Here is a 21710-nt window from a genome sequence, read left to right as displayed (position 1 = left end):
GAAGTGGACTGTTTACTCCGCCTTAAACGCCTCTCTATCTGTTGCCCTCCATCTCTATTACATACCGACAAAGCAACACAATAGCACTGTCGCTACTTGTCTCTATTTTAAACTCCCCTTTAACTAGAAAAGTAACCACTCGCAACACAACGCGCTAAAAAACAAAACCCAAGATATTGAAAAATAAAGAAAAAGTGGAATTAATCTTGCATTTATGGATAGATAACGTCATCACATTGGAACTGTGATGCCTAACATCAAAAGCATTATTATAAAGGCCTCCCCATGAAAAACTTATCCGTAAGAACAAAGATTTTATCGCTCGTACTGCTTTTTACTATCGCCATTCTCATCACGGCGATTAACTCTGCGCTAACCAGTAAAACCGTTGCACAAGACTTACAGTCAGTTTCCTCGCAAACTTTGACGCTGGTAAAAGACCTAGAAAAAACCCGACAATTGCTGTTAAAGCAAACCGTAGAATTTGAACGCGGGTATTTCCAAGTATCAATCGCGAAAACGATCGGCGGGTACGGAGTAGAACGGATTAAAGAATCGTCTGATAATTTTCAGGCCTATTCAGCAGAATTAAAAAACAGCCTTGAATCAGTTAAAAATTCATTGGCCGCGTTGCCAGCCAACGCGCTGCTGGATTCCCTTAACAGCCAAATTGAGGTGCTCGAATCACAACAAGCGGATTTTTTAAATGCGAGTACTGAAACTTATGAATGGTGGCTACAGCTTAAAACCATGCAAGCGAACAAGGCTCGTCGAAGTGCAGACAACACATTAACCAGCATTAATACCAGTATGGAGAGCATTATCTCCACTATTGACGAGTACAACACGCAAATCGCCACACACCAATCGACGAAACTTGAGCAAGGTCTGTACACCAATATAAGCGTCGCAGCGGTTTTAATTCTTATCGGCCTAGGTTTAAGCTTGATGATCATTAATGGCATTGTTCACCCTCTTAAAAAAGCGGTTAAACGTGCTGAGGAAATGGCATCAGGGACCTTAGTCCGAAACGAGCACCCGAGTGACCGAAATGATGAAATTGGTACTCTCGAAAATGCCTTCGACCAATTAGTCGATAAACTAAGAGACATCATGCAAGATGTTTCAACCTCTAGCCTAGCGCTTACCGATGCAGCAAACGATTTAAACCGAATCACGGATGAATCAACACAAATGGTAGGCACGCAACGAACTGAAACCGCTCATATATCCAATGCTATTCATGAGATTCAAAGCACCGCTGTACATGTATCTGAGTCGACAACAGAAGCAAGCCAAGCCGCCCATAACGCTGAGTCAGCAGCGGATAACAGCATGCGTATTGTTCATTCAACTATCGCTACCATTGAAGCACTGGCACAAGAAATCAGTCACTCATCCGACACCATCACCGACTTAAAACAAAATACAGATGAAATTAACAACATTTTAAATGTCATTCTGGGTATTGCTGAACAGACAAACCTCCTGGCATTAAACGCGGCCATCGAAGCCGCCCGAGCTGGCGAGCAAGGTCGCGGTTTTGCCGTTGTCGCCGATGAAGTACGCCATTTGGCGCAAAACACGCAAAATGCAACCCAGCAAATTGAAGCGATGATACAACAGTTGCAAACAGGTACAGCACAAGCCGTTGAAGCCATGAAACATAGTCATGAGCGCTCAACGAATGCGGTAAGCCAAGTGCGTGAAGAAGGTGCCACCCTCTCTGACATCAGTCAAGCCATCTCGCAAATTCGAACAATGAATGACGCGATATCAGCGACAGCCGAACAGCAAGCTACTGTCACAACGGAAGTACGACGCAATGTTGATACAATTACAGAAATAGCGGAACGTACGAATAATTCGATTAACGCCATCAGTCACAGATCAGACCAGCTAGCGTCTCTTGCCTCACAACTGACTAGCAAGATTGCTTACTTTAAGGTGTAATGAAAGTACATTATTTGGGTAGCTCTAGTGATCTACCCTACTATAATCAACTTTTGACGGAGGTTGTATGTGTCGTTGGATGGCCTATCAGGGCACCCCAATTTATTTAGAAGAGTGGCTGTTTGAGCCAGACCACTCCTTGATCCACCAAAGCTTAAGTGCTCGCAAATCTGAGGTGACTGTTAATGCGGATGGGTTTGGTTTGGGCTGGTACGATGAACGCGAAGAACCTGGCCTTTACCATGAAATTTTGCCTGCTTGGAGTGACTGCAATTTAAAAAGCCTTGCAAGACACATTAAGAGCGGCCTCTTCTTTGCCCACGTACGCGCCTCCACCGGAACCTCCACAGCTCGCTCAAATTGCCATCCTTTTGGTTACAATAACTGGCTGTTTATGCACAACGGTCAAATTGGAATGTACGAGCAAGTTCGTTGGCAAATTGATCGATGGATACCCGAACACCTTTACAATCATCGACGTGGCAGCACCGATTCAGAAGCTATCTTCTTACTGATGATTGCCAACGGTCTTGATAAAGACCCAGTGCAAGCTGTCACCCAAACACTGCAAATGATCCTCACATTAATGAAAGAAAAAGCGATCACTGAGCCACTGCGTTTCACCAGTATGCTGTCCGATGGCCAAAACATGTGGGCCATACGGTTCTCCAGTGATGATTACGCCCCCTCTTTATATTATAAACAGTTTGAAGAACACGTAGTGATTGGCTCAGAGCCATTAGATCTGTCTGGTGATGGTTGGCAACTCGTCCAAAGTGGACACATGGTTAAGGTTGGCATTGATCACTACGAGAGTAAAATACTTAACATTGGACTGTGGTAAGCGCCAATCATAGTAACGTGCGGTGCCCATACATTCGCTCTAGCTTACAATCTCTTAAACAGCTCAACGGAGTAAACTCATGATTCATTACGATCTTATCGGTAAGGTGGCCGTCGTCACTGGCGGCGCTTCTGGCATTGGCTTGGCTTGTGCCAAACTGTTAGCAAGCTCTGGTTCTGCCGTTGCTATCTGGGACTTACACGAAGACGCGCTACAAACCGCTATGGAAGTGCTCTCTGATTACGAAGATCAAGTATTAACTGTTGAAGTCGATATTTCTGAGTCCAGCTCCGTTGAGGCGGCCATGCGTGTTACGGTAGAAGAATTTGGCCGACTGGATATTTTAGTGAATAATGCAGGCATCGGCGGCCCACTAAAACCCAATGGCGACTACACCGACGAAGATTGGCGCAAGGTCATGGCCGTCAACTTAGATGGCGCGATGTTCTGCCAACGCGCTGCACTGAAATACATGACCCAATTAAGTGGCGGCAGTATTATCAACATGTCATCGATCCTTGGCCAAGTGGGCTTCGCCAACGCGTCTGCTTATACCGCCACGAAACACGCGCTAATCGGCCTAACCAAGTCCACCGCGCTGGAGTATGCAGAATCAGGGATTCGCGTAAATGCCGTTGGTCCCGCTTTCATTCATACGCCTATGGTAGATGGCTCTTTAGATCAGAAGATGATTGAAGCACTTGCGTCTCAACATGCGATGAAGCGTCTAGGACAACCCGAAGAAGTTGCGCACATGGTTGCATGGCTAGCGTCAGACGGTGCTTCTTTTGTTACGGGCGGTTATTATCCTGTAGACGGTGGCTACTTAGCTCATTAAGTACTGCGAGTTTGAGCTTCATAAAAAACGCACCTTTCTAATGAAACAGTGCGTTTTTAACTTTATGAATCACTAATTAAGCAGGCTCTTGCTCACGATAAGCGTACGTCGCATCAAAGCGTGATTGAATCCAGTCACCGCTGTAGATTGGATCGTATTTCGCTGGTCGCTCTTTACTTTGGCAAGACGGCACGCAGACAACATTTGTCTCGTAATCTGGTTCAACAAAGAAAGGGAAAGAATAACGATGTATATCCGCCTCTGACGCCCGTACTCTATGAGCCGTCGATGTGTACTCATCATTGGTCCAACGTTGCATCAAGTCACCAATATTTACTACCAGTGAACCTTCCATTGGCGTCGCTTTTATCCACTCGCCGTTACGATGTTTTACTTCCAATCCACCTACTTCATCTTGTAAAAGCAGCGTAATGCACCCGTAGTCAGTGTGAGCGCCAGCACCATTATCATGGGTAACCGATGGACGTGGCGGGTAATGAATCATTCGTAAAACGGTCACGTGATCTTTGAAACAACGTGTAAAAAAGTCTGATTCTAACTTTAAAGCGTCGGCCATGGCCGTTAGAACATGTTGTGCCACACTAAACGCTGTCACGTAATAATCATGCAGTGTTTCTAACACCACTGGGTCATTTGGATTTTGATTTGGACCGTACATTTTTGGGTACTTAAGCGCCAATGGATGATCTGCTGACAAATCCAACGCCATATCAAACGTTTCTTTCCAGTCTGCTTTATTAAGTTCGTCAAGCTGCTCTTCACCAACGGCCCCGTAACCCCGATGATTGGTACTATTTTTGATATCAATCGCCAGTTTCTCATCCAATGGCTTATCAAAAAAGCGTTTCGCGGCTTTCATGATTCGCGACATCAAAGCCGTGTCGATGTCGGTGTTAATAAGGTAGAAGAAACCGATTTCCCGGCATGCTGTATCAAGAGAGCGTATTTCATGGCCACGTACGGCTTTGTCTGGACTGGTTAGTTTCGAGAAATCAATTAATGGAATACCCATGTTCACTCCGGTTATGCTTCATTATTACGACTGGCCAGCCTTACTAGCCGTGTATGCTTGGGATTAAAGCGCTTTAAGCCTTCTTCTGCGAAGTCGACATAGATCATCTTTTTGCCTGTGTCTTCTTGGCGTACGATTACCCCTTGACCGTATTGTTCGTGACGCACTTTATCTCCAGCTTTTAATGCACCTTTTACAGCTGTTTTAGACTGTTTAAATGTCACATTGGGGGCGTCATCACCCAACTCGGCAAGATACGTGTGTAGAACGTCATCTAAGTCAGCCGATAACTCTAATGGCATTTTATCATGCCAATGCAAACTCATTTTTTGTATGGGCACTGGCTGAGCTTCATAAATAAAACGACTCATACTACCAGACCGGGCTGCCCCGCCAATCAAACCACCACTGCTTAAGCGACGAACGTCTTCACCCGCGGGACTTTCTAAAAATACCAATCGTTTGCGCGCGCGCGTCATCGCCACGTAAAATAGACGCCGCTCAGCTTGCATTTCAGCCGCTGCTTGACGATCAATGCTGCTTAAATCGTCGTCATAATAGGGAAATCGGCCTTCCTGCAATCCAGACATCATCACCAGATCAAATTCCAAGCCTTTCGACTTATGTATGGTCATCAGATGTACGCCATGCGTGTGTTGTTGGTCCTGCTCATTAAGCTTGACCAATTGTGCGATAATCGATCCAGCATCGCTAGCCATGCCACGCACATAACTCAGAAAAGACTCGCAGGTAGCGATCTTTTCTTGGGTTTGAATGTCTTTGCTGCTGGTGTGTTCAAAGTAACGATAAATGCCTAACTTATCGATGGTTTGCAATAACCCTTGGGCAGGATCATTTTTGTATAAACTCAAGCTGCGCAGCCAATCCGCTCGGTCGGCGATTTTCTTGCCTTTCCAGCCCTCTGTTTGATCAGCTAAGCGTTCTAAAAGCTCAGGAATTAAGTGAGGACTTTGCCTTGCTTGAGTCAACAATCGGTTTCGGTCCTGAGCCCCACTCGTCGCATTCGGCACGGTCACCAAGTACTCAACATCCGCTTTATCATAAAACAGCGAAGTATCTTGCAAGCCTCCTGCCATCACGGATAAATACGCCATCAGCATCCGAATCTGGCGATTTTCCAGTAATGGGGAATCACCGTGAAGTTGATACGGTACAGCTTTGTGCATCAGTGCTAACTGCACAGGCACCATATCACTATACAGTCGCACCAACACAGCGCAGCTTTCTAAATCACCGCCCTGCGCATGCCAATTTTTCAACTCACCTAATAGCGCTCGTCCAGGCAAATCCGAACGAGCAAAATCCACTTCGGTTTGTGCTCCGTGTCCTAATACGAGCTGTTGTACATTATTCTGTGACACCACACAGGTCGCCATCATGCCGATACTGTGACCAAAACGAAAACTACAAGCTAATGGATAGGTATCAACCGTCACAAAATCAGTGTCAAACTGACGTGCCATAATATCTGGCGAAGCGCCGCGCCATTCGTAAATACATTGCTGTACATCGCCGACAATCATCCACTGAGCGCGGTCTTGATAAAGCGCTTTAAGCAACTCGTACTGACAAGGATTGATGTCTTGAAATTCATCTATCAGAAGGTAGTCATACTCTGGTGCCATGGTCTGAATCAAATGCTGTTGCTCAGAGTCGGCGTACTGAATCAATTGAAATGGGTCCGCCAATAGATCAGCAAAAAAACGTAGATTAGACTGCTTCCTCAGACTCTCCAGTTGATCATAGAGTGCCACAAAATGACGGCACTCTTTTGACCAACTGCCATTTTCAAATACTTCTCGTGCTGTAATACTGGCCGCTTTCACTTGATCAATAAATAGCAGGAAGTCTTCCAACCAATCACGCTCATCATGCAGCTCTAACTCGATGTTTTCGCGCATTAAGCGGTGACGCGCTTCACGAATCAGTTTTACCAAAGAGAACTCATCGGTCACAAGCTTGGCGGCGGGTAATAATTGACGCTGCTCTAAGCGGCGGCTTAAACGCATGCCGAACGCATGGAAGGTCATGACATTGGGAACACGCGCCGAGCCAAATGGTGCGAGCGCTTTGGCCAAGCGTCCATTAAATTCTTCTTGAGCGCTTTTATTAAACATAAACACGCCAATTTTATCGGCGGCAACACCTTGCTCAAGCAAATGCGTAATGCGAGCAATCAAAGTTGTACTTTTTCCGGCGCCTGCCACCGCAATCACTTTGGCATGACGAGTTAAGTCGTGTTGTATGACCGCATTCTGCTCTGCGGTATAGGAATATTCGCTCACGTTCACCTACTACCTGTGACGTTATTTAATCTTCAAACAAATGACCAATTTCGCGGAACGCTAAATGCTCACGTCCGGCGATTTTAGCAATCGATTCACCGCATACGACTAAGCGTCGCTGAAAACGAGCAAAGAACACTCCGTCCGCTCGGGCTATCAATGGATAGGCACTTTGCATCACGTCATCGGCCATCAAATCCACTACTTCACCAATCACTTCGCCAGCCTCAACAGCCTCACCTAACGACTTATTAAAGCACGCGATACCCGCTACTGGCGCCTTGACTAAATCCATCGCATCGAGCGGATAAAACGTGACTTGACGGCTGTCTATCTTAGGCGCTTTCCCCTCAACCACTTGGCGATGAATGAAATACTTCATTAAGGCACTGGCATCTTGTTCAGCAAAGTCGCGAGATATATCGTTTTCACCACGAAGCTCTAGTGTTAATGATCGGCATCCCCAAGGCATTAAATGCGCATAATGCGTTTTTAAATGTCGCCAAACACTGGCATTGGTTTCATCGAAAGAATGCGCGCCGGTCTCAAGCTCTGACAAGGCAACGTCGGCACCCATTAGCCCTAATAAAGGCGTGAAATAGGCTTCAAACTCTTGCGCGACATAAGCATGCATACACGCCTCGCCAGAACAATGCAGATCAATCACTTCATCAGCATCCATGGACAGCGCCAATAAGGTTTTACGCAGCCCTTGTAATTCGCTGTTTTCAGGCAAAGCCATTAGCTCTTGTCGAATTGCTTGACGCACTAAATCAATGTTTTGATCAATATCACCGGTGACTTGCTCGTGAATTCGACGCTCCACCTTGTCACCCAATTGGGGCCAATTACGGTTGAAATTTCCCCCGCCGTCTGAAAAAGCAAAACGTCCGGGGATATAGCCATGAAAATTTTGCCCAAGACCAATTGGATTTGCCACCGGCACAATGATAATTTCCCCTTTAATTAGACCCTTTTCATCGGCTTTTATCAGTTTTTTGATTAAGGTGTTGAGCACTAAAAAGCCTGGCCATTCATCTGCATGAAGTCCCGCTTGAAGATATATTTTCGGACGTGATCCAAGTTCACCAAAGTGATGCGCTTTGACCACTCTCTGAGTGCCCGGCGTCGCACTGGGCAGTGTGTGAGAATACACTTGATGGCTCATACTCTTTCATCCTTTCACCAGGTCTCTGAAAAAAGCAAAATCAGATGATTACTTTTAGGACGTCATGGTACGCTAAAGCGCTATCGAATAAAAAATAAATCCTTGTAAGAAAACACCTTTTTGTACGTCTAAAGGATTAAGATAAACCGTTAAGGAGCCTTAAATGAAGCCACTGAATAGCCTCTATTCGGCCTGTATTTTAGCGATGGGGTTGAGCACATCCCTCTTTTCAATCGCACAAACCGACAACAGTGAGTGGAATAAAACGCTCGAGCAAGCCAAAGGCCAAACTGTTTATTTGAATGCTTGGGGGGGTGCAGAAAACATTAATGCTTACATTGATTGGGTCGCCGATCGCGTTGAAAGTGAGTATCAGGTCGAGCTCAAACATGTTCGTATCCATGATGCGGCCAATTCGGTTAGTCGTGTTTTAGCTGAGAAAACCGCAGGCAAAGATTCCGATGGTTCGGTGGATTTGATCTGGCTCAACGGTGAAAATTTCCGCGCCATGAAAGAAAATGGGCTTCTATATGGACCATTTTCGAACGATTTACCCAATTACGCAGCCTATGTAAACCCAGAGGCCCGCCAGAGCTTATCGCAAGATTTCGGTACGCCAGTGGAAGGAATGGAATCACCTTGGGGCATGGCACAAGTTATTTTCATGTACGATACCGCGACGTTGGACGAGCCGCCGCGATCAATGCGCGAACTCTTGGCTTATGCAGAAAAATACCCTGGTCGCATCACTTACCCAGAGCCCCCACAGTTTTTGGGGTCTACTTTTTTAAAACAAGCACTGCACGAGCTGACAAGCAACCCTGTCTTATTGCTTAAACCGGTTTCTGAAGTGGATTTTGACCAAGTAACGGCCCCTCTTTGGCGTTTTTTAGATAAATTGCATCCTGTGGCATGGCGACGCGGGGCAGCATTCCCTGCCAACAGTCAAGAAATGATGCGTTTACTGGATGACCGTGAAATTGACATAGCATTAAGTTTTGATGTATCCGCTGCATCGGTTCAAATCGACCAAGGTAATTTACCGGACACCGTGCGTTCGTACGTCTTTAAATTTGGCACCATTGGTAATACTCATTTCGTGGCAATACCTTATAACAGCGCTGCTAAAGCGGGCGCACAGGTCGTGGCCAACTTTTTATTGTCGCCTCAAGCACAAGCGCATAAACAAAACCCGACGGTCTGGGGCGACTTAACGGTACTCGATTATCAGAAGCTCGCTCCGGCTCAACAAGCCGCCTTTGATGCGTTACCTAAGGGCGTTGCGACGCTGAGCTTAGATGAGCTTGGCACTACCCTACCTGAGCCGCACAGCTCTTGGATGGAAGCGCTAGAAACGGAGTGGCGTTCACGCTATGCACAGTAATGATGATTGATAGGTCTGTATGGGACATCGTGCGAATCAGTGGCTATATTGGGTGATCATAGGGGGATTGTGTCTCCCTCTTTTACTTGGTCTATTGGGCGTTATACTGCCCAGTTTTGGCATTGACCCAGCACTAGGCTCATCACAATTTAGCCTAGTTCACTGGCATGAGCTTTTAAACCAGCCAGAGTTTTGGTCAGGTTTAAAGCTCAGTGTTTTCACTGGGCTACTGGCAACCGTGCTGTCCTACTGGTTTGCTAGCAGCTTAGTGGTCTGCACTTATCAAACACGATGGTTTCAACGCTTACAAAGCATCATCACCCCCATTTTAGCCATCCCGCACGCCGCCATTACGATTGGCGCTCTGTTTGTTTTGTCGCCATCAGGTTGGTTGGTTCGCATGATCAGCCCTTGGCTGACACAATTTGACAGACCACCAAACTGGCTGACAGTGCAGGACCCAGAAGGCATTGCTCTTATCATTGCCTTGGTCATAAAAGAAACGCCTTATCTGGTGTTTGCTATGGCAGCGGCGCTATCACAACTGCAGCCTAACAAAACCTTACTCACCACACGTTTATTAGGTTACGACCCGATCACCGCGTGGCATTTCACACTGCTGCCACAGCTGTTCAAACTGGTGCGCTTGCCAGTATTTATGGTGTTAGCGTTTAACCTAACCGTCGTTGATGTCGCGACGATTATAGGGCCCAACACACCCTCAACTCTCGCGGTTACTTTGTTGCGCTGGTTTAATGATCCATCGCTAAGTTTACGCGGCCAAGCGAGTGCTGCGGCCATGATCTTGGCATTCAGTGTTGCTGTATGTATTGCAATCTGGTTATTAAGCGCACGGTGCTGTGGTTTGCTCAGAAAACGTTTGAGCTTGTTAGGTCAACGCCGATCATCGTTACGCTGGGCGACACTTGCCGGAATGCTAGGCGCTCTGGTTATTTTATCTTTAACAATACTGGCACTTTTCGTTTTGCCGTTATGGGCCTTCACACGTCGTTGGCGCTTTCCAGACAACTGGCCCAGCAGCTTCACTCTGGATAACGTCTTTCGCGCGGGTCAAAATTTGATTGAATTAAGCACTCAATCTTTCTCTCTAGGCTTTTGCAGCAGTTTAATCAGTCTTGGCTTAGCGCTGGTTTTATTAGAATGTGAACGACTTCGACCAAAGCAAAAGCTCGCAGTCATTATTGTCTTTAGCGCGATTCTGTTGCCACAGATAACGCTGTTGTTTGGCATCCAAGTTGGATTGCTGTATTTGGACTGGAATGGCACGTGGTGGAGCGTGCTTGGGCTGCACACATTATATACCTTGCCCTATGTCTATCTGACATTAAAAGCCCCCTATTTGGCGTTTGATCAAGGCTATTTAGAGCAAGCCAATCGTCTTAGAACAACACCCGTAAGAAATTTCTGGCAAGTTAAACTCGCTTTATTAAAAGCGCCAATTGGGGCAGCGCTCGCCATTGGTTTTTCCGTTAGTATGGCGCAGTATTTACCCACACTGATTGCAGGTGAAGGCCGTATTAATACCCTCACAACGGAAGCGGTAGCAAGAGCCTCGTCAGGCAATCGAAAATGGGTCAGTGTGTTGGCACTGGCGCAAGCGATCTTACCACTACTGTGCTTTTATATGGCCACCCTGTTGCCGCGCTATTGGACCTTGTGGCGCCTTACGTTAAAGAGAGCTCTATGCTGACATTGCAGTCTGTATTCATTGAAAGTCCAAACGGAGTCTTAATAGACGCCTTAACCGAAACCGTCAACCAAGGAGAGTGTTTGGTATTGATGGGACCTAGTGGGATCGGTAAATCCAGCTTACTGGGCTATGTGTCAGGCACTTTGCCTAAAGCGTTAACGGGTCGTGGCGAAGTATGGTTACAAAACAGCCGGATTGATCACCTATCTGCCGAACAACGTCACTTAGGTCTACTCCAACAGAGCCCATTATTGTTTCCACACATGACCGTAGAAGAAAACTTACTGTTTGCATTGGATCAAAAAGTAGCTAAAACAGAGCGCAGACAGATCGTCAAAGCGAAACTGAACGATATTGGCTTGCCTGGTTATGGTCATCGCTTACCTCAGGAATTGTCTGGCGGCCAACAGGCTAGGTTGGCATTACTCAGAACCCTGTTATCCAACCCTAGAGCACTCTTACTCGACGAACCGTTTAGCAAACTTGACCAAACGCTACGCCAAGAAATGCGTTCATTAGTTGACCAATGTATAAAAGAAGCCAACATCCCAGCTATATTAGTTACCCATGACGTGGATGACGCTAACGCGCTTGGAAATAGAATTATTGAGTTAAAGTCGGATTTTTAATAGATGGTAATTCGGCTACATCAAAAACGTAAACGGCTGTACCTTTTACGGCTGCAGGATGAATTGTGATCCCAGTCCCTAATCCAGATGAAAAACCTCGTGAACCACCTGAAATGCCTGTCGAGACTTGCGTGGAAATACCACCGCTGTGATTTGGGAAGTTGCTCACAATAATGCCATTCGCACCTATTTCTGCGGCTTCTTCTTTTAAAGCCTCGATCGCCGAATCCATGCGCCCTTGTTGTGTCATTCCACGAGAGCTAGAAGCTTCAATGCTTCCTACAACCTCGTATTCGGTCTTGGGCGCTTCGGAATAAACCTTTACCACCTCCACATCAATCGCTGCGCGCTGGGTGCCAGTAACAACGTGTGATCCTGACGCACAAGCGGTCAGCAATATCGCCGAGGCACACAGACTTAAGCCTTTTTTCATAAACATACCCGACTCCATTTCTTAAGAGATAAGTTTATACATTAGCAACTAATGTGGGCGAATTGTTGAATAATCCGTGCAAGTTATAGAGACACAATGAAACTAGGCTACTCATGTGCATGGCTATCCTCTATTATCTTAGCGTTTCCCTCTTGCTCAATGAGACCTTATGATTATCCAAACAGACATTGTTGATTTAGACACAGCAACTGGCACCATGCGTTGTCATGTATACCGCCCGCAAGCATCGGGAACCTTTCCTTGTATCCTGTTTTATTCTGAAATTTTTCAAATCACAGCGCCTATTGAACGCTCTGCACGCATTCTAGCAGGGCACGGTTTTGCCGTGGTGGTTCCAGAAGTGTTTCACGAGTTAAACCCTATCGGGACGGTTCTTGCTTATGATGACGTTGGAAAGGATAAAGGGAATAACGATAAATTCACCAAACCTCTTGAACATCACGATAGCGACACAAACGCAATGATTGCTTACTTTGAACAGCAGAGTTATTGCACGGGAACCTTTGCTGCGATGGGGGTTTGCATTGGCGGTCACCTTGCCTTCCGCGCCGCGTTAAACGAACGTATTCTATCGACTTATTGCCTTTACGCTACCGACATCCACTCTAATGCTCTGCCATGCCAAGACGGAAATGACAGTTTTAGCCGCGCTGGTGATATACAAGGAGAATTGACAATGGTGTGGGGTAAACAAGACCCTCATGTGCCTACAGAAGGCAGACAGAAAATATATCAACAGCTTACGGAAACTGAACGACACTTTTCTTGGCATGAATTGAACGCACAACATGCGTTTATGCGCGATGAAGGTGATCGCTATGATGCCGAATTAGCCTTGTATTGTTACAAAATGGCCATCGATCAATTTCGTCGCACTTTATAAAGTGTAAAGAGTATTTTCTAAAAGCCCCTTTAATGGGGCTTTTTATTGCCAAAAACAAAGCGCTATGCCCTGCTACACGGGCACCTTTACATTCAGAGCGCACTGTTTATAAAAGAAGAAAGAAGTACCAAAATAATAATGTTTACAAAAACTTGAATTGATAATACTGCTGTTAAAAATAACAATACAAGCCAGCTACAGGATATAGCATTTAAAAGTTATCAATATTCAAACACTCAATCAGATGTTTGGTTTTTAATTTCAACACTAAAGCGTTTAATTCAGTTATAGGACGTAACTCTATTAAGTACTAATTAATGAACATTCACCTGACGAATAAATAGAGGGAAGCATCATGGATACTATCAAATCAAAATACATCGTAGGCTTATTGGCTGTTGCTGCATTAACAACTGCATGCAGTGAAAAAATGCCTACTGTAAATCAAGAAAACTGTACTCAAGCAAATATTCAAAAAATTGAAGATTCAAAAGTGCGTGAAGATTTTTCTGATCAATGTTTTGATTTCCGTATCGAGCAGGGTAAGGAAAAAGCGTCTAGCTTACTTGAACAAGGTCAAGACAAAGCTGAAGAGCTTTATGATGACAGCGCTGATGCTATTGAAGACGGTGCTGACGCTGTAGGCGATGCATGGGATGACAGTGTTGACGCAGTAGAAGATGGTGCTGATGCTGCAGCAGATGAAATTGACGATGCGACAAAATAAACATCTGTAAAGCAATGTATTTCATATAACTACATTACTGAAAGATGCTTATTCATAAACTATAAAAAAGCCGAAAGATTATAATCTTTCGGCTTTTTTATAGTTTACTGACTTATTCTTTAACATCCATAAATCGACGTGCCCACTCACGACTTTCATCAAGAGTTGAATAACGCGTAGCAAGCTCAGAGGCATTTAATGTCCCCTCCGCAATACCTCGTTGCTCTCTTAAACAATCATATGTTGCTTTGATCGCTGCAAAATACGCAGCATGCCCATTAACAACAATACGTACGCCATTTTTGGCTAAGCGTTTTCGATCGTTTAATTCTGGGTTCCCATATGCAACTAACATAAGTGGGATGTTTACGTTTTTACTGATGGCTTCTAAATGCGCAAAATCTTTTATACCCACCATACAAATACCATCCGCACCGGCTACTTCATACGCTTTTGCTCGCTGAATCGTTTCCTCTACCGATAATTGAGCAGCGTTAGTACGTGCAATGATCGACATTGTTGGATCAATACGTGCTTCTAAAGCCGCTTCAATTTTACCAACCGCTTCATCCAGAGGGATTAAATCAGTCGATTTATGGCCATATTTAGCAGGCAAAAGGGTATCTTCTATCGTTAGCGCCGCAACGCCAGCGCGCTCTAACTCTGTAATCGTTCGCATAACATTTAAAGCGTTGCCATAACCATGATCTGCATCCGCAATAATGGGCAAACGAGCAACTCGCCCTATTCGAGTCGCTTGCTCGACAAATTCACTTAGCGTAATCAATGCAAAATCCGGTGCGGCCAATACTTGTAGGGATGCGACAGAACCACCGAGAATACCCACTTCAAACCCTAAATCTTCAGCGATACGAGCAGACATGGGGTCAAACGTTGAAGCCGTGTAAAAGCAATTGTCACTCTCAAGTAACGCGCGAAAGTCTTTACGCAGATCATGCTGCGAGGGTGTGGCCATGGTTGTACTCCTAGAATGGCCCAATTTCTGGCAGAAGCATCGAAATTAGGCAAGCATACGAAATCCGTTGCATTCTAACCAAATCGATACTTTTCAGTCATCATTTTGAGCTTAATCAAACTTCCAAAAGCCTTATTCTTCAGTTATGTTGGAAATTTACCAGATTGATAATGTTAACTAATTGATCAATATTGACTTAAGTAGTATCAAGTAATGACAGATAGCGTCTGGCAAACTAGTTACTTGGGGGGACTGGAAGGCAATACATGCTCGCAAATGCTTCGATTGAAATAGGACGAGAGAATAAATAGCCTTGCGCTATATCTACATCATATTGCTTAAGCAGTGCCGTTTGAGTCTGCTCTTCTACGCCTTCCGCAACCACCTTCATGGCAAGATTTTGAGCCATTGCCACAATGGTTTTCACCAAAACCTGACTTGATTGGGACTCCAACATATCCATCACAAAGGAACGGTCAATTTTTAAAACATCGATTGGATAGCGTGATAAATAGCTTAACGAAGAATAGCCTGTACCGAAATCATCTAACGCAAATGTGAAGCCCAGTTCCTTAAGCGCTTTAATCTTATTGGCGAGACGCTCACAATGCACCATTAAAACCCCCTCGGTAATCTCAAATTCTAAGAACTGAGTACCACACTGATGTTTCTGAACGATTCCCTCAATAGTTGACACCAAATCTTCACGAGTAAATTGCATCGCAGATAAATTCACTGCAAACCGACTACCTGGAGCTAAATGAGACTGCCATACTTTGACGCAGCGGCATACTTCATCCAATACCAGCATATCAATCTCATTAATAAGCCCCAACTCCTCTGCAACAGGTATAAATGCATCGGGGAACACCAAGCCTCTAGTAGGATGATGCCACCTTACGAGGGCTTCGGCACCTTCCAAGGCATTGGTCTTAAGGTTAATCTTGGGCTGAAAGAAAACGTAGAACTGTTTATTTCTAATACCCGACTGTATTGAATTACGCAGTTCAAGTCGCTCTAGCGCCTTTTCAGTCAAATCGTGAGAATAGAAACGAATGCTTCCTCGCTGTGACGACTTAGCCGCAAATAAAGCGGAGTCGGCATAGCGCACCAAATCTTGGAGGTCTTTGGCATCATCTGGGTATAAGCATGCCCCTATACTTGTCGATAGATGAATTTCCGTACCATCAACCAACATTGGTTTCGCTAAAGCTTTGTTGATTCGTTGCGCTTCTTTATAAAAGCTTTCTCGACTCATGACAGGCGACAAGAAAATACCAAATTCATCACCTGCAATACGAGCAAGATAGGACGTATTTGAAACGACAGACTGAAGTCTTTTACTTAAGGCGCACAGTACGCCATCCCCATGTTCATAACCATAACTGTCATTGAGGGTCTTAAAATGATCAACACCAAGCACCAAAAGACCCAGTTTAAAACGGCTAGGAGGAAATTGTATCAGTTGAGAAACTTTACTTAGCAAGCTGCTTCTGTTTGGTAAGCCCGTCAATGGGTCATACTTTGACAAATAGTGTACCTGCTCTTGGTACTCTTTTAATTCCGTAATGTCTCGCCCGATCACAAGTACAGAATTAAGCTCGCCCAACGAGTCGAATTCAGGTGTTAGGCTTACAAAGACATGCGCTTGCCCATTGGCAGTCGGACCCGATACTTCGCATTCTTTGCTGGTTTGTGTTGCAATAACTTGCTGTAACTGCCGATGCAAGTTTGTTTCGTTTCTTGGCACATAGCTTTCAAAGCAACTGTACAGATAAGCATTTAACTCTGTCGGAGTTAGCCCATAAAATCGCTCAACACTGGTTCCAAATAAGCCCTTCATGGCGGGATTCGCATAAAGCAAATGACAATCTAAGTCATAACGACAAATGTAATCTGGAGAGTTTTCAACCAATGTTCTGAATTGTTTTTCACTGACTTGAGTACGCTGCTTTGCCAGCTCTTGCTGTGTCATGTCTCGGGCGATCAACAGCGCTCCCGAAACCGAACCATGTTTATCAAATTCGGGTAAGCATCGGACTTCATGAATCACGCTTTCGGCATCTAGAACCTCAACATTCAAAATCTCAATTGCAGGTTGCCTTGTATTAATGGCTCTAAAAATCAACTCCTGAATTTTTTCTGCACTGCGCCCAGTGCTGGGAACTTCGGTAGGTGTCTTCCCTACTACCTTCTCTCGCGAAAGACCGGTTACATGTTCAAAGGTTTGATTGACGTAAGTGCGTCGACCTAAAGCATCATAGCGAACAATCATATCGGGAGAATTTTCGACTAAATTGAAAAAGTCTTGTTTATGCTGGGTCTCAACTATTTCTCGCTGAAAGTACTTAGTCACATTATACCAATTTGCAATGAACTGCTGCTTTTTGCTGGAGCCAAAGTTAACGGGATGGAAATAGATTTCGCAAGCTTGCTGATTAAATTCATCACCTAATAGCATACTGCAAGCAACAACGTCACAGGCACCTAACAACGATCGCTCAAGCTCTACCCAGCTAGATTTTATACTGTCTGGCATAAAGTTTACGGCCAACTGCCCAGCTACGTTTGTATGGGGTGCAACATATCGCTTTGCTCGCTCGTTTAACCAGACAACTCGTAATTTACTGTGCTCATTTAGCTCGAAAAAACCAATAGATTCGTGAAGATTATTCAGAATTGAATGGTAAAACTCACCAAGTTCAAACGTACCTTTTACGGCCCTTAAGTCAGCTGCGCCATAAGTCACATGCTGACAATTTAGGAGCATCCCCGCGATAAAAGCTTGCCCATTATGATCGAATGACGTGAAACAAATCTCTTCGAAAAGGATGTCATGCTCATGAGGCACCTCTGGCATTGACATTTGTAGCGTATGTGCTTGCCGAATCTCTTTGACGAATTCATCTCGCCACCCTTTATCCTCTGCGTTGGGCCAAGTATGCTGGAACCATTGCCGAGGAACATCACCCATAACATTAAAGTAACGTTGCGCAGCAGCATTGAAGGATACAACAATGAGATCACGGTTAGGGTCGATGATAAAAAAAGGGGCTGATGAGGTAGAGGCAAAAAATGACTCTGACAAATCATTAAAAGAAGGGTAAACCGATTTATTTATACCACGCTCTAACAACATGCTCGACAGCTCCCAAATACAGGCAGCGCAACAATACACGTGCTACCCAACTTTCATAAAGTGTACTGTCTGCTAAATCGATGAAGATTACATTGCAAATCCTGTTATCAATTGTATACACGTGTAACACGATGAAATTAATGTATATTGATAAGAGATTAGCGCCACTTAGAAAGTGGCGACGCTACTGCTGCAACAATTTTAGAATGGATTAAGCAATTACATCACGTACGACATATTTTTCGTACATGTTAGCTAAAGACAATATTTCGTCACAATAAGCCGTAGGCTCGCTAACCACTATTTCTTTGCTATGATGCTCGTTAAGACTTTTCTGTAACATAGCAATCATGCCTAAAGCAGCAGAATCTAAAAACTTAACTCGATCACACACTAGCTCTATTTTTCGAGCATACCTCAAAGCTTGCTTACACTCATCACGAAACCATTCATGGTGTTCAAATGAAAAGGTTTCCGGCAGAGTAATTCGTTTGATATCCATAATCGACTTATCCTCATTGCTGTATTATCGGGCTAGAAGACTAAAACAAACCTTGTTTGCTTGCTTGCTTGCTTGCTTTCATCTTGGCTCAAAACGTAATGATCACAAGTTAATTACGTTGAGATAGGGCTACTGGATTACATTAGGGGATAAATAGCTTTAAAGGCGCCTGCGGATGAAACACGACTCAACCGCAAACTAGGTTTGTCATCTTACTTGAGGCTAATTGAGCCGTGATGATAGTAGATATAGCAAATTTTCAATTTTTTGGGCAATACAGCACCTCTCAGCACTTTCTAATTCCCTCTATACAGTTCATAATCCGTACAAAATATTGACACTAGAAGGATCTAGAATGCGCCCCATCGTTACTCTTGCATTATCACTCTTTTGCTCGCTAATAATTGGAGTCAATGCTTACGCAGGCAACACCAACTCTCTAAGTTGCCAAGGTGACATTAATATTGGCAATTATCACTGTAATGACGTTTCAACCGGAAGCAATGCACTGGCTGAAAAAAACCAATATGCGTATGACTCAGACGTACTTCAAGTACAGCAAATGTTAAGTAAATTAGGCTACAATTCTGGGCACGCCGACGGAATTTATGGGCCAAAGACTAAAAAAGCAATTGAGAAATTTCAATTTGAAAATGGTTTTATGATAAACGACCAAATAACACTTCTTTTGATCTATCGCCTGAAGTTAAAACTTTCTGAGCAATAAAAAAGCTTATCTCAAAGTATCTGCCAAGAATACTTGGAAAACCTTAGTAAAAACAGTGCCTTTCAGATAAGCACCTTAAGGTAATTCGCCCTTTTACGTAACCTCTCAAAGGAAATAGGTGATCCAAGTACGTAAAAAGAATGCGCACTCAATGCTCGCATCACGGGCAATTGAGACTTTGTCACTTCAAATACTCTTGCCACCAACCTTTTTGTACTAATCCGTGCCAGTCATGATACTGAACCCTCTTTGTTGATAGGCCACCTAAAAGTAGCCATATCGCATTCCTGTAATTTTATGACATAATGGCATCATTAACGCTTCCGCTGGTTACAAAATCGGAAGTACTACCAAATAAAACGTGGCTTTTGTGTGTCACTGTGCCACCAAAAACACCCATACAACCAGAAATCACCCTATACATGACACAAAAAAAGACACTAGAAACTGACCATAGCCCAGTCGAATCAGCCTTTAAACTTGATCGCCGCTTTTCCATCGCGCCCATGATGGAATGGACAACCAGCGATTACCGAGTCTTTGCAAGATGCCTGACCAAAAACACGCTTTTGTATACAGAGATGGTGACAACAGGTGCTTTGTTACAAGGTAAAAACCCTGAGCGCTTCCTAAAGTATGACGCGTGCGAGCACCCTATTGCACTACAGCTCGGCGGCTCAGACGCCTCGGCGCTTGCTAAGTGCGCAAAAATGGCGGAAGAGTTTGGTTATGACGAGGTAAACCTAAATGCAGGCTGTCCAAGTGATCGGGTTCAAAACAGTCTGATTGGTGCCATATTAATGGCGCATCCAGATAAAGTTATTGACGCAATGAAAGCCATGCAGGACGCGACCTCTATCCCTGTAACACTGAAACATCGAATTGGTTTAGACGATCAACAAGATTACTCTATTGTGCGTGATTTCGTTGGCGCAGTAGCTGATGCAGGGGTGGAAACCTTTATCGTGCATGCGCGTAATGCTATTTTGCAGGGTTTGAGCCCAAAGGAAAACCGTGAAATTCCGCCGTTAAAATACGATTTTGTGTACCAATTGAAGAAAGATTTCCCTGACCTTGAAATCCTGATCAATGGTGGCATTAAAACAATTGAAGAAACACAAACACATTTACAGCATGTAGATGGTGTGATGATGGGGCGAGAGGCCTACAACAACCCTTGGGTGCTGAGCCAAGTGGATTCAGCTATTTACGGTAATACCCCATTGGTTGAGACACGCTTTGAAGCATTAGAGCGCTTCCTCCCATATGCAGAGCAACAATTAGCAAATGGAGAGCGCCTCATGCATTTAACCCGCCATTTACTGGGCATTTTTCAAGGGATTCCAGGCGGAAAGCAATTTAGACGCTACCTTTCAGAAAACGGTCATCAAAGTGACGCTAAAATTAATGTGTTACTGGACGCTATCGAATTGGTAAAACAACAGCAAGACAAAGCAAAGGATAAGAGCAATGAGCACTAAGTTATCTCAATTAAAAGAGTTCACAACGATTGTTGCCGACACAGGTGATATCACTGCAATCAAAGATTACCTTCCAGAAGACGCAACAACTAACCCTTCTTTGATGCTTAAAGCGGCCCAAATTCCTGAGTATGCCCCATTTATTGATCAAGCGGTTGCTTGGGCAAAAGAACAAAGTAGCGATAAAGCACAGCAAATCATCGATGCCAATGACAAGCTAGCCGTGATTGTTGGTTCTGAGATTCTAAAATACGTGCCAGGCCGCATTTCAACGGAAGTGGATGCGCGCTTATCTTACGACAAAGAAGCGACTATCGAAAAGGCTCGTCGTTTAATCAAACTGTACGAAGAAGCCGGCATCTCTAAAGATCGCGTGTTGATCAAAACCGCTTCAACTTGGGAAGGCATTAAAGCCGCTGAAGAACTTGAGAAAGAAGGCATCAACTGTAACCTAACGTTGTTGTTCTCATTCACGCAAGCACAAGCTTGTGCCGAAGCTGGCGTGTTCCTAATTTCTCCATTTGTTGGCCGTATTCTTGACTGGTACAAAAAGTCAACAGGCGAAGAATACACCGCTGAAACGGACCCAGGTGTTGTATCTGTTACAGAGATTTACAACTACTACAAACAACACGGTTACAAAACAATCGTGATGGGTGCAAGTTTCCGTAACATCGGCGAAATCGAACAACTTGCAGGCTGTGACCGCTTAACAATCAGCCCTAACCTACTAGAAGAGCTTAAAAAAGACGAAGGAAAACTAGAGCGTAAACTCGTTCCTACCTCTGACGTCTCTACGGCTGGCGAACCGGTCACTGAGCAAGCTTTCCGTTGGGCTTTAAGCGAAGATGCTATGGCAACAGAAAAGCTGGCGGAAGGTATCCGTAACTTCGCAGTCGATCAACGCAAATTAGAAGCCTTGCTCGAAGCTAAACTGTAAACTCCTTCTTTCCTA

General features: G+C 44.6%; 18 protein-coding genes. 11 read left to right on the top strand and 7 right to left on the bottom strand.

Annotated elements, in window-relative coordinates:
* Nucleotides 1-285: 285 nt before the first annotated feature.
* The 3 genes from ACPUEK_RS11430 (at nt 286) to ACPUEK_RS11420 (ending at nt 3635) form a co-directional block, all read left to right on the top strand.
* Complete coding sequence (locus ACPUEK_RS11430; protein WP_067218609.1) at nt 286-1953, top strand: methyl-accepting chemotaxis protein; 1668 nt, start codon at nt 286-288, stop codon at nt 1951-1953.
* A gap of 67 nt (nt 1954-2020) precedes the next feature.
* The gene (locus ACPUEK_RS11425; RefSeq protein WP_067218604.1) at nt 2021-2797 is read left to right on the top strand and encodes a class II glutamine amidotransferase; all 777 of its coding nucleotides are present in this window, start codon (nt 2021-2023) and stop codon (nt 2795-2797) included.
* A gap of 79 nt (nt 2798-2876) precedes the next feature.
* Nucleotides 2877-3635 carry an SDR family NAD(P)-dependent oxidoreductase gene (locus ACPUEK_RS11420; RefSeq protein WP_067218600.1) on the top strand — a complete coding sequence of 253 codons (759 nt, stop codon included), beginning with the start codon at nt 2877-2879 and terminating at the stop codon, nt 3633-3635.
* A 76-nt stretch (nt 3636-3711) separates the two neighbouring features.
* Here the strand turns inward: ACPUEK_RS11420 and ACPUEK_RS11415 are convergent, their stop codons facing one another.
* Genes ACPUEK_RS11415 through ACPUEK_RS11405 form a run of 3 tightly spaced genes read right to left on the bottom strand, consistent with a single transcriptional unit; the run spans nt 3712 to nt 8142 of the window.
* On the bottom strand, nt 3712-4668 hold the full coding sequence (locus ACPUEK_RS11415; protein ID WP_067218596.1) for an isopenicillin N synthase family dioxygenase: 957 nt from the start codon (nt 4666-4668) through the stop codon (nt 3712-3714).
* Between the two features lie 11 nt (nt 4669-4679).
* A complete protein-coding gene (locus tag ACPUEK_RS11410; protein ID WP_425640830.1) occupies nt 4680-6974 on the bottom strand; it encodes an ATP-dependent helicase in 2295 nt (764 codons plus the stop codon).
* A gap of 25 nt (nt 6975-6999) precedes the next feature.
* Nucleotides 7000-8142, bottom strand: coding sequence for a succinylglutamate desuccinylase/aspartoacylase family protein (locus ACPUEK_RS11405; RefSeq protein WP_425640829.1), 1143 nt, complete (start codon nt 8140-8142; stop codon nt 7000-7002).
* A 163-nt stretch (nt 8143-8305) separates the two neighbouring features.
* On the opposite strand from ACPUEK_RS11405, the gene ACPUEK_RS11400 reads away from it, so the two are divergent.
* The 3 genes from ACPUEK_RS11400 to ACPUEK_RS11390 are packed head-to-tail and all read left to right on the top strand — an operon-like array spanning nt 8306 to nt 11866.
* Nucleotides 8306-9526, top strand: coding sequence for an ABC transporter substrate-binding protein (locus tag ACPUEK_RS11400; RefSeq protein ID WP_425640828.1), 1221 nt, complete (start codon nt 8306-8308; stop codon nt 9524-9526).
* A gap of 19 nt (nt 9527-9545) precedes the next feature.
* Nucleotides 9546-11237: an ABC transporter permease gene (locus ACPUEK_RS11395; RefSeq protein ID WP_425640827.1), complete on the top strand. Its 1692-nt coding sequence runs from the start codon at nt 9546-9548 to the stop codon at nt 11235-11237.
* Nucleotides 11231-11866: an ATP-binding cassette domain-containing protein gene (locus ACPUEK_RS11390; RefSeq protein WP_425640826.1), complete on the top strand. Its 636-nt coding sequence runs from the start codon at nt 11231-11233 to the stop codon at nt 11864-11866. The genes ACPUEK_RS11395 and ACPUEK_RS11390 overlap by 7 nt, the downstream gene beginning before the upstream one ends.
* Here ACPUEK_RS11390 and ACPUEK_RS11385 read toward each other — a convergent pair.
* Entirely contained in the window at nt 11841-12305 is a 465-nt protein-coding gene (locus ACPUEK_RS11385; protein WP_067218574.1) for a hypothetical protein, read from the bottom strand. The two genes, ACPUEK_RS11390 and ACPUEK_RS11385, sit on opposite strands and share 26 nt — an antisense overlap.
* A gap of 163 nt (nt 12306-12468) precedes the next feature.
* Between ACPUEK_RS11385 and ACPUEK_RS11380 the strand changes: the two genes are divergently transcribed.
* Together ACPUEK_RS11380 and trbK are read left to right on the top strand one after the other, a co-directional pair.
* Nucleotides 12469-13203 carry a dienelactone hydrolase family protein gene (locus ACPUEK_RS11380; RefSeq protein ID WP_067218570.1) on the top strand — a complete coding sequence of 245 codons (735 nt, stop codon included), beginning with the start codon at nt 12469-12471 and terminating at the stop codon, nt 13201-13203.
* Between the two features lie 355 nt (nt 13204-13558).
* The gene (gene trbK, locus ACPUEK_RS11375; RefSeq protein ID WP_156489048.1) at nt 13559-13930 is read left to right on the top strand and encodes an entry exclusion lipoprotein TrbK; all 372 of its coding nucleotides are present in this window, start codon (nt 13559-13561) and stop codon (nt 13928-13930) included.
* 112 nt (nt 13931-14042) lie between these two features.
* Here the strand turns inward: trbK and ACPUEK_RS11370 are convergent, their stop codons facing one another.
* The 3 genes from ACPUEK_RS11370 to ACPUEK_RS11360 all read right to left on the bottom strand — a co-directional run bounded on the left by ACPUEK_RS11370 (nt 14043) and on the right by ACPUEK_RS11360 (nt 18547).
* Nucleotides 14043-14906: an isocitrate lyase/PEP mutase family protein gene (locus ACPUEK_RS11370; protein ID WP_067218566.1), complete on the bottom strand. Its 864-nt coding sequence runs from the start codon at nt 14904-14906 to the stop codon at nt 14043-14045.
* A gap of 235 nt (nt 14907-15141) precedes the next feature.
* A complete protein-coding gene (locus tag ACPUEK_RS11365) occupies nt 15142-18045 on the bottom strand; it encodes a sensor domain-containing protein (RefSeq protein WP_425640825.1) in 2904 nt (967 codons plus the stop codon).
* Between the two features lie 211 nt (nt 18046-18256).
* Nucleotides 18257-18547 carry an STAS domain-containing protein gene (locus ACPUEK_RS11360; protein WP_067038367.1) on the bottom strand — a complete coding sequence of 97 codons (291 nt, stop codon included), beginning with the start codon at nt 18545-18547 and terminating at the stop codon, nt 18257-18259.
* A gap of 355 nt (nt 18548-18902) precedes the next feature.
* Between ACPUEK_RS11360 and ACPUEK_RS11355 the strand changes: the two genes are divergently transcribed.
* The 3 genes from ACPUEK_RS11355 (at nt 18903) to tal (ending at nt 21695) form a co-directional block, all read left to right on the top strand.
* Entirely contained in the window at nt 18903-19274 is a 372-nt protein-coding gene (locus ACPUEK_RS11355; protein ID WP_425640824.1) for a peptidoglycan-binding domain-containing protein, read from the top strand.
* Nucleotides 19275-19696: 422 nt separating this feature from the next.
* Nucleotides 19697-20755 carry a tRNA dihydrouridine(20/20a) synthase DusA gene (dusA, locus tag ACPUEK_RS11350; RefSeq protein WP_067218838.1) on the top strand — a complete coding sequence of 353 codons (1059 nt, stop codon included), beginning with the start codon at nt 19697-19699 and terminating at the stop codon, nt 20753-20755.
* Nucleotides 20745-21695, top strand: a complete 951-nt coding sequence (gene tal / locus ACPUEK_RS11345; RefSeq protein WP_067218560.1) for a transaldolase — start codon at nt 20745-20747, stop codon at nt 21693-21695. The genes dusA and tal overlap by 11 nt, the downstream gene beginning before the upstream one ends.
* Nucleotides 21696-21710 lie beyond the last annotated feature (15 nt).

This window comes from Marinomonas gallaica (assembly GCF_049821165.1).
Lineage (GTDB): Bacteria > Pseudomonadota > Gammaproteobacteria > Pseudomonadales > Marinomonadaceae > Marinomonas > Marinomonas gallaica.
This window is presented reverse-complemented; position numbering and strand designations above follow the sequence as displayed.

Excerpts from the sequence above, each read along its gene's own strand:
- ACPUEK_RS11425 (WP_067218604.1), top strand. The coding sequence starts at position 2,021 with ATGTGTCGTTGGATGGCCTATCAGGGCACCCCAATTTATTTAGAAGAG.
- trbK (WP_156489048.1), top strand. The coding sequence starts at position 13,559 with ATGGATACTATCAAATCAAAATACATCGTAGGCTTATTGGCTGTTGCT.
- dusA (WP_067218838.1), top strand. The coding sequence starts at position 19,697 with ATGACACAAAAAAAGACACTAGAAACTGACCATAGCCCAGTCGAATCA.
- ACPUEK_RS11365 (WP_425640825.1), bottom strand. The coding sequence starts at position 18,045 with ATGTTGTTAGAGCGTGGTATAAATAAATCGGTTTACCCTTCTTTTAAT.
- ACPUEK_RS11415 (WP_067218596.1), bottom strand. The coding sequence starts at position 4,668 with ATGGGTATTCCATTAATTGATTTCTCGAAACTAACCAGTCCAGACAAA.
- ACPUEK_RS11385 (WP_067218574.1), bottom strand. The coding sequence starts at position 12,305 with ATGTTTATGAAAAAAGGCTTAAGTCTGTGTGCCTCGGCGATATTGCTG.
- ACPUEK_RS11390 (WP_425640826.1), top strand. The coding sequence starts at position 11,231 with ATGCTGACATTGCAGTCTGTATTCATTGAAAGTCCAAACGGAGTCTTA.
- ACPUEK_RS11355 (WP_425640824.1), top strand. The coding sequence starts at position 18,903 with ATGCGCCCCATCGTTACTCTTGCATTATCACTCTTTTGCTCGCTAATA.
- ACPUEK_RS11420 (WP_067218600.1), top strand. The coding sequence starts at position 2,877 with ATGATTCATTACGATCTTATCGGTAAGGTGGCCGTCGTCACTGGCGGC.
- ACPUEK_RS11380 (WP_067218570.1), top strand. The coding sequence starts at position 12,469 with ATGATTATCCAAACAGACATTGTTGATTTAGACACAGCAACTGGCACC.
- ACPUEK_RS11370 (WP_067218566.1), bottom strand. The coding sequence starts at position 14,906 with ATGGCCACACCCTCGCAGCATGATCTGCGTAAAGACTTTCGCGCGTTA.
- ACPUEK_RS11430 (WP_067218609.1), top strand. The coding sequence starts at position 286 with ATGAAAAACTTATCCGTAAGAACAAAGATTTTATCGCTCGTACTGCTT.
- ACPUEK_RS11395 (WP_425640827.1), top strand. The coding sequence starts at position 9,546 with ATGGGACATCGTGCGAATCAGTGGCTATATTGGGTGATCATAGGGGGA.
- tal (WP_067218560.1), top strand. The coding sequence starts at position 20,745 with ATGAGCACTAAGTTATCTCAATTAAAAGAGTTCACAACGATTGTTGCC.
- ACPUEK_RS11360 (WP_067038367.1), bottom strand. The coding sequence starts at position 18,547 with ATGGATATCAAACGAATTACTCTGCCGGAAACCTTTTCATTTGAACAC.
- ACPUEK_RS11400 (WP_425640828.1), top strand. The coding sequence starts at position 8,306 with ATGAAGCCACTGAATAGCCTCTATTCGGCCTGTATTTTAGCGATGGGG.
- ACPUEK_RS11405 (WP_425640829.1), bottom strand. The coding sequence starts at position 8,142 with ATGAGCCATCAAGTGTATTCTCACACACTGCCCAGTGCGACGCCGGGC.